This is a genomic window from Bartonella sp. AP36NXGY (assembly GCF_042195865.1).
Lineage (GTDB): Bacteria > Pseudomonadota > Alphaproteobacteria > Rhizobiales > Rhizobiaceae > Bartonella.
Genome location: NZ_JBHIPD010000011.1, coordinates 1 through 17,467 on the forward strand (window position 1 = coordinate 1; position 17,467 = coordinate 17,467).

The 17,467-nt window shown below is 37.4% G+C and carries 7 protein-coding genes; all 7 read left to right on the forward strand.

Features of this window, described 5'->3' with window-relative positions:
* Positions 1–702, forward strand: a 702-nt coding sequence (locus ACFINX_RS05915; protein WP_375668471.1) for an autotransporter outer membrane beta-barrel domain-containing protein, incomplete at its 5' end; no start/stop codon positions are given.
* Between the two features lie 829 nt (positions 703–1,531).
* Positions 1,532–2,257: a right-handed parallel beta-helix repeat-containing protein gene (locus ACFINX_RS05920; protein WP_375668472.1), complete on the forward strand. Its 726-nt coding sequence runs from the start codon at positions 1,532–1,534 to the stop codon at positions 2,255–2,257.
* 44 nt (positions 2,258–2,301) lie between these two features.
* Complete coding sequence (locus tag ACFINX_RS05925) at positions 2,302–5,262, forward strand: autotransporter outer membrane beta-barrel domain-containing protein (protein ID WP_375668473.1); 2,961 nt, start codon at positions 2,302–2,304, stop codon at positions 5,260–5,262.
* A gap of 1,162 nt (positions 5,263–6,424) precedes the next feature.
* The gene (locus ACFINX_RS05930; RefSeq protein WP_375668474.1) at positions 6,425–8,947 is read left to right on the forward strand and encodes an autotransporter outer membrane beta-barrel domain-containing protein; all 2,523 of its coding nucleotides are present in this window, start codon (positions 6,425–6,427) and stop codon (positions 8,945–8,947) included.
* A gap of 631 nt (positions 8,948–9,578) precedes the next feature.
* The gene (locus tag ACFINX_RS05935; protein ID WP_375668475.1) at positions 9,579–11,927 is read left to right on the forward strand and encodes an autotransporter outer membrane beta-barrel domain-containing protein; all 2,349 of its coding nucleotides are present in this window, start codon (positions 9,579–9,581) and stop codon (positions 11,925–11,927) included.
* Between the two features lie 140 nt (positions 11,928–12,067).
* Positions 12,068–14,035 (forward strand): autotransporter outer membrane beta-barrel domain-containing protein, encoded by a 1,968-nt coding sequence (locus tag ACFINX_RS05940; RefSeq protein WP_375668476.1) that lies wholly within the window; start codon positions 12,068–12,070, stop codon positions 14,033–14,035.
* A 135-nt stretch (positions 14,036–14,170) separates the two neighbouring features.
* A complete protein-coding gene (locus tag ACFINX_RS05945) occupies positions 14,171–17,308 on the forward strand; it encodes an autotransporter outer membrane beta-barrel domain-containing protein (RefSeq protein ID WP_375668477.1) in 3,138 nt (1,045 codons plus the stop codon).
* Positions 17,309–17,467: the final 159 nt, after the last annotated feature.

Genomic DNA, 17,467 nt, shown 5'->3' on the forward strand with positions numbered 1-17,467 from the left:
GCGGCATTAGAAGGACAAAATACCACAACACATTTCGGTCTTGTAGGCACCTATGGGCGGCTGTCTTTCACTCCAAAGGACATAGCGGATGCCAGTAAGAACACATTGGATAAATGGTCACTAACAGCTTATGGCAGCGTGCAGCATGACAATGGTTTCTATATGGATACACTGTTATCCTATGGAATTCTAAAAGGAGATATCGGCAATGCTATCATTGGCAAAACCGCAAAATTGCAAAATGCCAAAATGTTGAGTATCTCCACCACTGTTGGCAAAGAGTTTGCAACCGGAATGGAAAGTTTAACATTTGAGCCACAAGCACAAATTGCCTATCAACATTTGATGTTTAATACCATTGAAGATGCTGATAATTTTACCGTTGATATGAAAAATCCTTCTCAATGGTTAGTACGCATTGGTGGACGTTTGACAAAAACCATTTCCACTGAAAACAACCGTCCGATGTCTTTCTATGGAAAAGTAAACTTGATCAAAACCTTTGGTGATGATAGTACCATTCATATTGGCAGAGATTTTGACCTTGATCCTATGGGACCTGCAATTGAAGGCGGCGTTGGCATCAATGCACAACTCTCCCACAATTTCTCGCTTCATGGTGATGTAAGCTATCAACAAAAGCTTCAGAAAACTGGTATAAGTGGTGCAAGCTTTTCAGGTGGTATACGCTATCAGTTTTAAGGAAAGGAAATTCTTCTCGGAACCTCTTATTTTAAGCAGAGCAGCCTGTGCCCTACATGAGAAGGAAAGCACATGTACAAGCGTATGAGACTGAAAAAAGTGTAAAAGCGAGCGTTGCTTTCCCGTTCGTTTGCACAGAAAGGCTGCACAACTCTGTATTGTGCAGCTTTTTTAATTTTCTATAATATTATGTAGCCCTTTTGTTGATATTACCTCTTGTAAATAAACCCTGCTTTTCTTTTCTGCTAAAGTCCTTTTTATTCCTTAAAGAAACCTCTTTCTTCTTCATGCAGTAGATGTACTAGCTTTTCTTTAAAGGAATTCCCTTCACCTCTTTACGGCAGAAGATCTGCTGCAAAATACCTTTTTGCGCAGAAAATCCAATCAGGCATAACAAACATAACACAATGCTTTGTACTCAATTTATCTAAAATGCTCAGGAAATCATAAAGAAGAGCTAAAGCTTTATCAATCATCATAAGTATTATTTAAGTATATACATAAATATATTTTAGATATACAGAAAACAAATATTAAATTCATTATGTGATTGAAATTATAATAGTTTATATTTAATAATTTGTTTTATAAATTATAAATTACATAGTTATTTACAAAATAAAAAACCATTTAATAAAAATTTATTATAGAATACAAGTAAATAATAAATTTACTATATAAATGTAAAAATAAATAAAGTATAAAATTATATAAATATTTTATATAAAAGTTAAAATAATATAACCTCCCGATGAAAATTGTGTGTTCTTTATCCTTTTTATAAGCGGGGAGAGAATATGCGGAGGCTTATAAGTTAAGGAAAATCTTCATGTCTAAAAAATTTTTACTATCCTGTACAGCTGTTGCGACAATCGCGCTGTTTAATGCTCATACTAATGTAAAAGCCGAAAAAATCTTAATGAATTTTCATGGAATAACTGAGGAAGCATCCAACTTCACTGTTGGCGGTATAATAGTGATAAAAGGTAGTGGAATAATTGGAAAAAATTTAGCAATAATTCACGACAGCAAAAACATGGAGGACGACTGGTTGAGCACTGTACGCATTATCGAACCTAATAGCTTTCTTGACTTATCAGAATCAACGATTAAGGCTAAAGAAATCGGTGTGATGGCAACAGACGGTGGTATAATAAAAATGAATGCAGTAGGTATTATTGCTCCTACAGTAGGCTTATTTCTCGAAGATAGCAAAAGTGATAAAAACAAGCTGAAAAATGTGACAATAACGAGCAGTAAAGATGACTTAATGGAAAAAGGAATAGCTCTTTATAAGGAAAGTAAAGTCATCTTGGAAAACGTAACAGTTACTCAAGTAAAAGTGGGTATAGAAGCGTTGGATAATTCTCAAACAACGGTATCAGGAGGATACTTTAATGCAAAAGAGCATGGAATATACGCTGGTACAGGCTCTACAATTACTTTAAAGAACAATGTTACAGTGTCCTCTGATGAATATGGCCTCAATGCAAATGGTGCACAATCCAAAATCACGATGATTGGGGGAACTGTAACTGGGAAAAAAATGCATTAGTTGCAGCAAATAGTGGATATATTGATGGCATAGATACCACTCTAATGGCAGATGGCAATGGAAAAGGTGCATGGGCTAACGGCCCCAACAGTACAATTGAATTGCATGGCAATACAACAATTAAAGAAGCTGCAATCGGACTTGAGGCAAACAGTGGTGTCATTCAAATGACAGGAGGATCTATCACTGTTTCCGAGACAGGGGCTTCTTTTGAAAACAGCAAGAGTGACAACAACAAGTTAGAAAATGTCGTGATAACAAGCAGCAGCAATGATAAACCGATAACCACAGGTGTAAGTGCTGATAAGGAAAGCACGGTTACTTTAAAAAATATCACCGTTAAGAACGCACAAAAGGCTCTCTTGGCTAATGATAATTCCCAAATAACGGTAACGGACGGCGGTTCCTTTGGCGGTGAGGTACAAGCCAAGCAAGGCAGCACAATTACTTTAAATGAGAATGTTATAGTAACATCTGAAAATAATGGGCTTCATGCAGATGGTGAACAATCTAAAATCACAATGACTGGAGGAACTGTAAAAGGGCAAAAAAGTGCTCTGTTGACAGAAAATGCCGGATATATTGATGTCACAGATATCACTCTCACCACAGATAACAAAGGAACTGGCGCAAAATCCATTGGTCCTAACAGCATGATTAATTTGCATGATAATGCAACCATTAAAGAGGCTATCATCGGACTTGAGGCAAAAGACAATGGTATCATCCAAATGACAGGAGGATCTATCACTGTTTCCGAGACAGGGGCTTCTTTTGAAAACAGCAAGAGTGACAACAACAAGTTAGAAAATGTCGTGATAACAAGCAGCAGCAATGATAAACCGATAACCACAGGTGTAAGTGCTGATAAGGAAAGCACGGTTACTTTAAAAAATATCACCGTTAAGAACGCACAAAAGGCTCTCTTGGCTAATGATAATTCCCAAATAACGGTAACGGACGGCGGTTCCTTTGGCGGTGAGGTACAAGCCAAGCAAGGCAGCACAATTACTTTAAATGAGAATGTTATAGTAACATCTGAAAATAATGGGCTTCATGCAGATGGTGAACAATCTAAAATCACAATGACTGGAGGAACTGTAAAAGCAAAAGAAGCTGCATTTGTCTTAAAAGATGGCGGATATATTGATGTCACAGATATTTCTGCGAAAGCACAGTGCAATGGGATAAGCATTGATGACTCCAAAAACGATCAGACTTCAAGAATCAACCTGACCAATACAAACCTTTTTGTCGAAGATGGAACGGGTATTGTTGCCAACAATTCATCAAATGGTAAACTCAACCTCAAAGATTCAAAAATCAGTGCCGACAGGTTATTCGTGGGTATAACTCATGATACGCCAAAACCTGATCAAATCTTTACACTCACCGCAGAAAACTCTCTCTTACAGGGGGGAGTAAGAAATGACGAAAACAGCAGAACAACTTTCGATCTCAAAAACGATACAACATGGTTCGTAAACACTAGCACAAAAGAAAAAGATGATGCGGGCAAGTTACTTGATATTGCCCAAAGATCTCATTCTGATGTTTCTATACTTAATCTCGACAATAGTTCCATTGTTTTTCAACAGCCGACAGAAAACCATTATCATACATTGCATATAGGTTCTGGGAAACCAGACACGCAAGCAGTCTACAATGCTTCTGGTGACGCAAAGATTTCTTTTAATGTTGGATCTGTTGAGAGCTCTGATATAATCGATCAAAAAAATGATCGACTTCTGATCCAAGGAGATGTCTTAGGTACAACAACAGTTTATGTTATGAGTGATTTCAAAGATAGCAATAATATAACAGAAGCTTTTCACCCTTCTTCTAATACCAGTGGAGTTTCGCTCATTCAAGTTTCCGGGAAAGCAGATGAAAATTCCTTCAAATTAGCCAATGGTTATATCCAAGCAACTGGTTCACCTTATAAATATAGGCTTACCGCTTATGGACCAACATCCAGCTATGGTGCTGCAAATGAAACACTAAACCTGTTGGGAGAAAATGATAATTTCTGGGATTTCCGTTTGCAGAAATTTATTTTACCACAAGTAGCGAGCTATTTGGCCGTACCTAATGCTCTCTTCTACGCTGGTTTTATCGATATGGCTCAACAAAGTACTCTGTTAGCTGATCTGAGAACAACAGCTATAGGGATCGAAGATAACGTCAAAAAAAATGGATTCTTTCTCTCTTCCTATGGAAGTATCGCAACCCTATCGTCACAACAATATGGCTATAACACAAACATTCGCTATGCTGCTACACAAGCAGGTTTTACAGCTTCTGCACAAAAGAGCCAAAATACAATCCTATATTGGGGTCTTACCGGAACCTATGCTCAATTATCCCTCACCCCCCAAAATATAGAAGATGCAGACAAGAGTACGCTTAACAAATGGGCAGTCACAGCCTACAGCGGTATAGAGCATAATAGCGGTTTCTATATGGATACACTCTTCTCTTATGGGATCTGGAAAGGAAATATCTCTACAGCCATCGCTAACAGTACCACTAAAGTCGATGATATAAAAATGTTAATTGCCTCAACAACAATAGGTCAAAAATTCACAACGGGTATTAAAGCCCTCACGTTTGAACCCCAGGCACAACTTGTTTACCAGCGTCTAATCTTTAATGCCTTTTCTGATGCTGATAATCTTAAAGTTGATATCGGTGAACCTTATCAATGGTTAGTACGCATTGGTGGACGTTTGACAAAAACTACTACCTCCACAGAAAAGAACCGTGTCATTTCTCTGTATGGAAAAGTGAACTTTCTCAAAACTTTTGGTGATGATGGTAAAGTACAGATTGGCGACACCTTTCCCCTTGATCCTACAGGATCTTCTATTGAAGGTGGGCTTGGCATCAATGCAAAATTGTCTCGCAGTTTAGCCCTCCATGGTGATATAAACTATCGAAAAAAGCTGCAAAAAACTGGTATATCCGGAACAAACTTTTCAGGAGGGATACGCTATCAGTTTTAAGGAAAGTCTGTAAATAGCCTATTCATTCTATTCAATTTAACAAAAAAGGCAGTATACATACTGCCTTTTTAATCTATGTAAGCTACTATTCTTATCCCCTGAAACTTTTTTCTTTTCTCCTCAATGATCTCCTTCCCTCCTATTTACACGAGTCACGCGGCATATTCATTATCGAATTTGTCTATAAAGCTAAGCAAAGTGTATTTTTAGATAATAAAAAGAAGACTACATTGGAAAAGATAATGATAAAAGAAACTCTCTCTTCATACCTTTTCTATGTTTATCCTCCTGTTTCTTCAATCCATTAGCTTAACACCACCCTGTAAGGATTCATTTATATGTCCATGTACCGTTTTTAGGCAAACCATTTTGACAATGCTTATCCCTCTAATTCCATACAGTATATTGATTTATAAAGATAATTCTTTGTTTTCCATGTTGAATGAGAGTCCCTAATATCGTAGGATTCTCTCATTTCAAACTTGTTTTATGTTGAAACAATTAAAAATTTTCTTGCACGTTACAAGCAGGGCTGGCGTGTGGAGAAAAGTTATATAAGAAAAGCCTGAGAAGTCCTCTCATGAACTGTCTCAAGAACCAAGGGCTTGTCACAAACATTGGGAGCTAGCAAAGTGCGATGGGCTTGCTCCTTCGTAAGCGTAAAGATGATGGAACTCTATGGCTTTAGCGTTATAGCATTCATGAACACCATCGCGAAATGGGCTGTGCTTCCTTAGAAAAATGGACTTTGGTACCCTTAGCCTCTTTAAAGAAAGCCTGTGAATAGCCCCCTCATCTCTTCTTCTTATAGCAGAAAAAATTTGCTGATCGTTTTGGTGAGTGCATCAAATAATACATCTCAACGCTATAGAGCTTTTTATAACGATTATCTTTAATAGACAATTTTTAAATATCATACTTCATAGTGCTTTTAGCATAAGCTTAACCAAGCTAGGTTTTATGAAATCCACTTTTCTCAACTTTTTATGATCATGAAAAAAAGTTTTTCTGAAGCAAAACTTCAAATCATAGAGAACATCATCGATATAATTCGTTTTGTTATTTACAATAAAAACATAATGATATAGAAACTGTCTGGGTACTTGCGCCATCAGGGGAATGAAGTAAGCATCAAAGCATACCAAATACTAAAGGCATATCTATGTGTAAGAAATATATTTATAAGAAAAATTTTTTGTTATGTACAATTGCTGGAACTTTGATTTTTTCTCATTTCGGTTCAACTTATGCAAATACATCGGCTCCTGAAACTCCTGGAATTTTTGGGAAGATTGAATTAAATAAGGGAGAAGAAAAGACTTTAAATAATGTTCTTGTCCGCGATAAAGGACCTGGAATATTAGCGCATGATAAAGCAGCTATCACAATTGTAAAATCAACAATACACACGGAAATGTCTGCACTTTCTGTATCAGAAGGTGGACGCATTCATGCTAAAGAAATTAAAGCAAATACAGTGTACAAAGGTTTAGAAACAAAGAATGGTATAATCAACGTTGAAGATTCAACCATAACCGTCCAACGAGGAGGTGCCGGTGGTATCGTTTTTTATGAAACAAAAGATTCTTCACTGAAAAGTGGAGAAAAAGTTGTCAATAAGGTTGTTCTTAGCAATACAAAACTTCTTGTGAAAAACGGTACCGGTATTCTTGGTCCCTACTGCTCAAGAGCCGTTGCTGAAGTTCAACTTAAAGACTCAGAAATTCGATCTGACGTATTATTGAGAAATAAAACGAAACGTAAATATTATGACAACGATACTCTTCCTGTAACTTTAGCATTAACCGCTGATATTTCAACAATAGAGGGACGAGCAAGAACTTTAAAAGTCAATACAACGGTTTTGACTCTGAATAACAAAAGCAAATGGTACTTAAAGACCTCTCAAGAGGAAGTCGATACTGACTTTAATGTATTTAACTATGAGCTCAGTGATATTAAACAACGAGCCCTTTCTACCGTTTCAGTACTGAATCTTAATAATAGTTCTATCATATTTAAGACACCACAAGGGCGGGAAAAAGATCATTATCATACCTTGTATGTAGGGCGAACAGCTGAGGTTCGTAGACCTGAGGGAAGTACAATCCCCGATATAGAAAGCACTTATAATACAGTTTACAATGCCACAGGCGATGCAAAAATTTATTTTAATATTGAATGGAGTGATGGTCTAGTAAAAGAACAGCAAAAAGCTGACCGCCTCCTTATACATGGTGATGTATCAGGCAGCACAACAGTCCATATCAAGAACCTTGCGAAAGGTGAGATATTAAAAGCTGAAGATTCTGTGTCTTCGAATATGCGTGGTCTTTCACTCATTCAAGTTTCTGGAAATGCAAATGAAGATTCCTTCAAACTTGCACACGGCTACACCACAATGGGGGGATTGCCTTATAAATATATACTCAAAGCCTATGGTCCAACATCCAGCCATGGGACAGCCGATAGCACACAAAGTCATTTTAGCGGAATATCACAAGAATCAAAAGAAAATACCCTCAAAGACTACACAATCTACACGATATCAGCATCAGGAACAATGATTGAAGGTGTTTCACCAAAAGAGAAAGAAGCGCAAAATACCGGTTCATCATCCCTTGGACAAGCAAACAACGCACAAAACATCTTGGAAAAAAATCAGAATTTCTGGGATTTTCGCTTGCAAAATGCGACTCTCGATAATGAAGGAAAGATCAGAGCTCTCGTTCCTCAAGTAGCAAGCTATTTGTCCATGCCTAACGCACTATTCTCAGCTGGACTGGCTGATATAAACAATCAAAACACTTTACTCAACTCGATGCAGGAAAACACCTTTGAGACAAAAGATCATAAAAACAAAGGAGTCTTCTTCTCAACTTATGGAAATAAGATGACATTATCCTCTCACCGTACGCCATTACAATATGGCTATGGTGCCGATATTCACTATGCAGCTTTACAGGCAGGCATTACATTAGCAGCTCTAGAAGATCAAAATATGACCGCCAATTTCGGTCTTTTGGGGACATATGGGAAATTAGCTTTCACCCCTAAAGACATGGAAGGTGCTGACAAGAGTACACTCAATAAATGGTCAATTACTGCATATAGTGGGCTGCGCCATAATAATGGGATATACATCCATGCGCTCTTCTCCTATGGAATGCTCAAGGGAGATATCACCACAGCTCTCATAGGAAAGACTGCAGAATTGAAAAATGCTGATACATTCAGTGCATCAGCAACCATTGGACAAAAATTCGAAACCAGTAAGAAAGGATTGGTCTTTGAACCACAAGCACAACTTGTTTATCAACGCCTCATGCTTGGCACACTCTCAGATGTCGATGGCTTTGATGTGGATATGGGAAATCCTTATCAATACTTAGTGCGTGTGGGTGGACGCTTAACGCAAACGAAGCTTTCTATTGAAAACGACGGTATTCTTTCTTTCTATGGTAAACTAAACGTTGTTAAAGCTTTTTCTAACAATGGTACGATACAGATTGGTGAACCATTCCACCTTGATTCTATAGGAGCTGCCCTTGAAGGTGGATTTGGTGTAAATGCACAATTATCACAAAATATCGCCCTTCATGCTGATGTTAACTATCAATATAAGCTTCAAAAAACTGGTATATCTGGAGCAAGCTTTTCAGGTGGAATACGCTATCAGTTTTAAGAAAACGCAAAAAACAATTTATATTCTATTCATTTTAATAAAAGGCAGTGCAAATGTGCTGCCTTTTTATAATCTATCGGAAAGAACCGTTAACAACTATTCTTTCTACCACCTTTCTTGAGCCAATTAATCTCACTCAAACCAAATGTAATAAAATCTGTTATCTCTAAATGAATACTGAATTCTCAAGAGAGCTGCCTTTTTGATTTATAAAAATCAAATGCTTTTAATAAAATTTTTTGTATTTTAAAACACGTAATAAATAATTCTCTGTGTAAGAAAATCAATTAAAAGCTTTTTGTAAGCACACAACAACAGCTTCTCCAAAAATTTTGTAGAGTTTCCATAACAACAGCCTTAAGCAACAAACATCCTTGCAAAATATTTTGTTTCTTAACACTTTTAAACAGAATACTGATCAATCTAGCTTTTCTGCAATTCATAGTTTCTAACTGCAATCTCTATTTTAAAAGCTCTTCTAAAATCATTTTTTAAACGATAAAGAACACGACGCAATGTTTCGTTTTGTTGTTTACAATAAAAACATAATGATATAGAAGCTGTCTGGGTACTTGCGCCATCAGGGGAATGAAGTAAGCATCAAAGCATACCAAATACTAAAGGCATATCTATGTGTAAGAAATATATTTATAAGAAAAATTTTTTGTTATGTACAATTGCTGGAACTTTGATTTTTTCTCATTTCGGTTCAACTTATGCAAATACATCAGCTCCTACAATGGTTATGGCTCGTGCGGATAAAGCAGGAGAAGAAAAAAACTTTAATAACGTTTTTATCCGCAGCGCATATACAACAGTGGTTGCTGATGACAAAGCCTTTATCACCATTACAAATTCAACAATGCGTTCAGACTCAAATTTATTTACCGCAACAACAAGTGGACGTATTCATGCTAAAAAAACTGTAGGAAAATCAAATTCCCGTGGTTTAGAAATTTCAAACGGCATCATCCATATTGAAGATTCAATCATAAATGTTTCCGGACATCACAAAAGTCGTGGTATCCTTTTTGATTACATCCCAAGTTCCCAAGTAAAAGAGGGCGAAAAAGTTATCAATAAAGCAATTCTTACCAACACAAAACTTCTTGTTGAAAATGGTATTGGTATTCTAGGACCAGATTATGCAAAATCTGTTGCTGAGGTAGAACTTAAAAGTTCAGAAATTCGTTCTGATATATTATTAAAAAATAAAATCCCAGAAAACTCAAAAGATATCGATCCTCGCACTTTTATATTAAGCGCTGACAATTCGATTATAGAAGGACGAGCAAAGACTTTACCTCAAAATACAACGATTTTTACTCTCAACAATAACAGCAAGTGGTCCCTAAAGATTAGTCAATTTGAAGTAGACAAAGAATTTGACAGCTCTAAAGGATACTTGCTCACTGATATTAAACAACGTGCACAGTCTATTGTCTCAGTATTGAACCTTAATAATAGCTCTATTATATTTAATGCGCCGCATAAACTAGCAGACAATCAATATCAAACCTTGCATGTGGGAAAACAGCCAACAGCTGAAGCTGCAAAAGCAGAGCAAAACAGAAGCTTCGATGCAACAACGGTTTACAATGCATTGGGCAACGCAAGGATTTACTTTAATACCGAATGGAGTAATGGTCTTATAAAAGAACAACAAAAAACTGACCGTGTTCTCGTTCATGGTAATGTCTCAGGCACCACAACGATCTATTTCAACAATCTTTCAAAGCGTGCAGAACCATTCGATGATGATGAAGTTTCAATTCCTTTGAATGCGCGTGGTCTCTCACTTGTTCAGGTGTCTGGAAAAGCAGAGGAAGCCGCCTTCACGCTGGCAAATGGCTACACTACAATGGGTGGATTGCCCTATAAATATGTATTAAATGGCTATGGACCAACATCCAGCCGTGGGAGAGCTGACAAACAGCAAAGTCTCTTGCAAGAAAGTGAAGAGTTTTGGGATTTCCGTCTACAAAATGCGACTCTTGATGATGAAGGAAAAATCAAAGCTCTTGTTCCTCAAATGGCAAGCTATTTGGTTATGCATAATGCAATATTCTCCTCTGGCTTGGCTGATATAAACAATCAAAATACACTGTTAGATAATATGCACTCAACAGTTTTTGGATTAGAAGGTCATAAACAAAAAGGGATATTTTTATCGACTTATGGCAACAAGATGACGTTATCTTCCAGCCGTAGTCCATTGGAATATGGTTATGGTGCTAATGTTCACTATGCTGCTATACAAGCAGGCATGACATTAACAACGTTAGAAAATCAAAATATAACCGCGAATCTTGGTCTTTTAGGCACATATGGAAAGCTCGCTTTTACGCCAAAGGACATGGAAGGTTCTGACAAAAGCATACTGGATAAATGGTCCTTTACGGTATATGGGAATCTCCACCATGACAATGGTCTCTATATTAATGCACTTTTCTCCTACGGCATTTTAAACGGACATATTACAACAGCCCTTATCGGCAACACCACAGAATTAAACAATACGGATACATTAAATATATCAGCTACCGTTGGACAAAAACTAGCAACTGGTGTTGAAGGGCTGTCTTTTGAACCACAAGCACAACTTATTTATCAACATATTGCCTTTGGCACTCTTTCAGATATTGATGGCTTCCAAGTTAATATAAAGACCCCTCATCAATGGTTGGTCCGTATTGGAGGGCGTTTAACAAAAACAATGCTTCCTATTGAAAAAGATCGTGTTCTTTCTTTTTATGGTAAATTGAATGTCATCAAAGCTTTTGGTGAGGAGCGCACTATCGATGTTATGGAATCTTTCCATCTCGATTCTATGGGCTCTTCCCTTGAAGGTGGGCTTGGCATTAACGCGCAGCTTTCTAAAAATATCGCACTTCATGCTGACGTTAATTACCAACATAAACTTCAAAAAGCTGGGTTCTCTGGAATTAATTTTTCCGGAGGAATGCGTTATCGCTTTTAGAAATCTTAGCTCTCTATTTTGACGCATAAGCAGCGCTGAGATGAAAACAGTGCTGCTTAACTACATTACAAAAAACCGTAATGTGTCAAAAAGTGGTTCATTTTTAGCAAAATAAAGAAAATATCTTAAGGAACATCTCTATGCATAAGAATCTTTTGTTATGTACAGCCGCTTGTGCTTTATTTTTTTCTTCTTTTAACTTCACATCTACCAGCACCGCCTCTGCTCTAAGCCCCCAGGAACGCCATGCCATTGAAGAGATTATGAAATTACCTGAACAATATCGCCATGCCATTGATTTAATAAGCACACCAACACAAGCAGAAAAGAATCTTGAGAAGATCGCCTCTGGCGCCATGATGGAAGATAATTCGTCTGTTAGGAAGATGCTCGAAGAGTATTTAAGATCTGTCAATAAACAATTCTCAAATGGACTCTATAGCTCTGTGGATAATACTATAGATGTGAATAATACTGTAGATAATATTATGGCTAAATATCATCATCTGGATATGCAACACATGATGAAGGCCAATGCACAGCTTGATCACTTACGACAAAGCCGGTTGATAAAGGCAGGGAATTTATTACGTGGCTACGACAAAGCAGTTTCCGATGCCGTAAAGGCGGCAGCAATCCTTGAAGCTGATAACCAACAGCGTGTTAATGCTGCACACCAAGAATGGGTGAGCCAAGACAATCGTGATTGGCACAAACTGCAAAATAAAGCAGAAATATTACATAAAGCAGCACAAGTGGATAGTGCTTTACAAGGACAAAACAAGGAACTTTCCAATACTTTACGCAAAGCAGTATTAGAGACTTTGAACGCGGATGGAATAACCAACGTGGAGAGAAAAGAAAAAACATCCCCTCCTCCAACGGACACTTCATTCACAAGAACAGATCATGGAATGAGACAGCCTAAAATAAATGAAAATTCGCAATCTGATATTGATCCCCAAACAAACACCACTTCCTCGGAATCAAAAACGACTCTTAATACATCAGAAAAAGCGCATATGAAATTGCTCCCAAAGGTTGAGAATACTGCTACCGCGGCTACAGAGAGCACCTCTAAACTTACAGATGATGATAAAGCAACCGCAGCTTCTACTTCTCTTGATGGAACAGCAAAAAGCACAACTCTTACACCACAAGGAGAAAGTTCTTTAACCATGCCTATTGCGATGTTTGCTGTTGGGTTTAGTGATGTCAACAATCAAAATATCTTGTTAGACAATATGCAAATAACAATGTTTGAGCCCAAAGATCATCCAGAGAGAGGCGTTTTCTTATCCTCTTATGGCAATAAAAGCACCTTTTCTTCTAAGGTTCAAGCAAAACAAGATGGTATCCAAGCAGATATTCGCTATGCTGCATTGCAAGCAGGAGCAACACTAATAGCGCTAAAAGATCAAAATATCAGCAGCAACTTTGGTCTTTTCGGAACATATGGGAAATTATCTTTTACTCCTAAAAACAAGGAGAGCTTTCAAAAAAATATGTTTGATAAATGGTCACTCACCGCATATGGAAATATTCAGCATGACAGTGGCATCTATGCAAGTGCATTTCTCTCTTATGGAATTTTCAAAGAAAATCACGCTACAGCTCTCATCAAACATACCTCAAAAGTGAAGAATAGTAAAACATTAGGAGCCGCTGCAACTGTTGGTCAAAAACTGTCAACCAGTTTTGAAGGTGTAATCCTAGAACCGCAAGCACAACTTGTTTATCAACGTCTCATGCTTGGTTCTTTATCAGATAAGAGCTCTTTCTCAGATGACGATAACTCTAAATCAGATGGCGATAATTCTAAAATAGACATAAGCAAACCTCATCAATGGTTGCTCCGTATTGGTGGACGTTTGACACAAAACAAAGGCCATGCCCTTTCCTTCTACGGAAAACTGAACATGATCAAAACTTTTAGTGAAAACTTTTCGCTTGCTGCTATGGAATCTTTAATTGAAGGTGGTTTTGGTATTCAGGCGCACTTATCGCAAAATATAGAGCTTCATAGTGATATCAGCTATCAACATAAATTCAAAAAAGCTGGCATCTCTGCAATAAATATTGCCGCTGGAATGCGCTATCACTTTTAAAAATACTTGTATTCCTATCTTGAAATATAACGCGCTCTCATTATGTTTCGTTTTGTCTCTTACAAAAGAGACATAATGAGGCCAAAGTTTTATTTTTTATGAGAGAGGGGAGAAATATTTTAGGAATACATCCATATGAAAAAAAGCTTCTTACTATACACAGTTTCTGGAGTTCTGTTTTGTTCTTTCACCAGTATGTCTTATGCTATTCATAGTACAAATCCATCAACAACGATAGATTCTTCTTCTCTACAACCTGCTCGTGTCAAGTCACAAATAAATCTATCCGGAGTTTTTGATCCGTATAAAGATCTATATGATGGAATCGGACAAGTTATGCCATCATATCCATCTTCAACCCCTAATGGCCTCCTTCCCCCTACAGCACCTAGCTCCACAAGAACGAGCGCAAGCCCTATTTCTACAGGAAGTAAACTTACAACGCCTACTTCTACAAGCACTCTACCTCCCAAAACACAACTTGAAGGAAATTCAGCTGGAAATATAATTTCTTCTTCAAAACAAAACTCTGATCTTAGTCAAGGAAGTACACAAACACCAAAGACTAAAGTTACAGAAGGTGTACAATCTAACCCTACAACACAAAACACTCCTATTATACAATCTTCAACAACAGGAATGGAAGCAAAATCTAGAAGACGTTCAGGGGCGCCCTCCTCTTCTGCAGACTCTTCCAGCGAAAAAACACTATCGAATTCTGCTGTGTCTTCACAGCCAGAACCTACACAACCTTCACCGAATTTACAACCAGCACTTACAAAGTCTGAACCTACAAGAACGGAACCTACAAAACCAACAACAGAGCAAATACCAACATCTAATGAACCAGAACTCGCACAGCCAATATCTTTAAGAGTAGAAACTGAAAAACCAACATTACTGGTACCACCAAAATCTGCAAAACCAGCGCCAGTGCAATCTTCATCTGCACAAAAAATATCTGAAAAATCAGAGATTGAAAAACCAATATCACCAATAAAACAACCTGAAAAGTCTACACAAATTGAGGATATAAGCGCTGGAGTTGAAGCTAAAAACGGTAAGATCATAACGCTACATAACAAAAAAATTCAAGACAATGGTTTTGCTGTACATGCAGAGGGAAATAATTCAAAAGTCAACATGATAGGGGGAACAGTTGATGCGCGTTTTGTTGCACTAAGCGTATCAGATGGTGGAGAAATTGATGCTACAGGCATTACTGTAACAGCAGAAACAGCTGGTTTGGTAAACATGGAGGGCACAATCAAACTTAAGGATTCAAGCGTACACGTCACGGGAAATTATGAAGCAGACGGTATTATTTTCCGCAATAATCAATACTATACCCCTAGAAAACGATATACACGCAATGCTGAAAGGAATAACAATGTCGTTCAAGAACAAGCTATTCCTAATAAAGATAAAGTAATCCTAGAGAATACAAAGCTTTTTGTTGAACATGGTAGCGGTATCAACCTTTATGGAACAGGCGTAGACGGGGAAGTCAACCTTAAAAATTCAGAAGTTCATGCCGATATTTTATTAAAAAATATCAAGAACGAAAGTGCCTCCACAAACACCATTACATTAGTTGCAGACCACTCTTCTTTAGAAGGTCGGGTAAGAACTTCTAAAGATAATAGAACAGTTTTTGATCTAAAAGAGAGGACGAAATGGCTTGTAAAGGCGAATAAAAATGCCACAAATAATGATAATATTTTAAATGACTATAGACAGTTTGGTGTTGATGAAAAATCATACTCTAATCTTTCTGAATTGCACCTTACAAACAGTGCCATTATGTTTGACAAGCCCATTGAGGGACATTATCAAACTCTGTTTATAGGACCTAATCTTTCGCAAGAAGACGAAACAACTCACACAGCAGCGATTTATAGTACAGCGGGTCTTGCAGAGATTTATGTAAACACTCAATGGGATAAACATTCTCCTATCACGGAACAACAAACTGATCGCATTGTGATTAATGGTGATGTCTCAGGAAGTACTGTTGTTCACATCAATCTCCAAACCGATAGCTCTGCTGTTTGGGAAGAGAAGATGGCTTCTCTTCCTTTAGGGACACATGGGATTTCAATCATTCAAGTTTCCGGACAAGCAAACGAAAATTCCTTCACGTTAGCAGGAAACTATATGACAATAGGGAAACAACCTTATAAATATGTACTCACAGGCTATAAGCCTGGAACATCTCATGAGAGCCAAAATCTTTTTGGCAAGAAGAATAGTGATTTCTGGGATTTCCGCTTACAGAATGCCTACATTGATAAAGACAAAAAAGTTCGGGCCCTTTTACCACAGGTAGCAAACTATTTAACCATATCTAATACTTTATTTTCTGCTGGATTTACTGATGTAAACAATCAAAACACGTTGTTAGACAATATGCAAACAACAGTATTTGGGGCAAAAGACAATAAAAAGAATGGTATCTTTTTCTCTTCCTACGGCGAGAAGGTCACCCTATCTTCCAACCGCGATCCACTGCACTATGGTTATGGTGCTGATGTAAACTATACTGCCTTACAATTAGGAGGCATATTAGCCGCCTTAGAAAGCAAAGACATAAGCGCATATTTTGGTCTTTTAGGAACGTACGGAAAGCTTGCCTTTACGCCAAAAGAGATGCAAGATTCTGAAAAGACAACGCTTGATAAATGGTCACTTACCGCTTATAGCGGCATCCAGCATAGCAATGGTATATATGTCAACGCTCTTCTTTCTTACGGAACCTTAAAAGGAAATATTACCACAGCTCTTGTTAGGAATGCCGCAAAATTGGATGGTACCGAGATGCTTAATATATCTGCAACCATTGGTCAGAAATTAGCAACCGATACAAAAGGGCTTGTCTTTGAACCACAAGCTCAATTCATTTATCAAAATCTCATGTTTGATATTTTCTCAGATACCAATGGCTTAAAAGTAGACATGGGCAATCCACATCAATGGTTGATCCGTTTTGGTGGACGTTTAACAAAAACGATAATGGCTGTTGAAGAAAACAAGGCTGTTTCCTTCTATGGTAAAATGAATGTTATCAGAACTTTTGGCGATGGTAAAACAATAAAAATTGCTGATACCTTTCATGTTGATCCTACCGGCTCTTCAGTTGAGGGAGGCATGGGGGTGAATGCATATCTTTCTCAAAATATCGTACTAAACGCCGATATCAGCTATCGGCAAAAACTGCAAAAAGCCGGTGTATCTGGCACCAATTTGTCTGGCGGAATACGTTATCGTTTCTAAAGCAGAAGTTAATTTTAACTTAAATAAAAAAGGCAGCACAAAGTGCTGCTTTTTTATTTAAATTTATATATTTTTTTAATTCTCAAAAATCATTATCACATCAAAGAAGATTTTGACTTATAATATTTCTTTTGCATATTGAATAAAAAACTAAATACC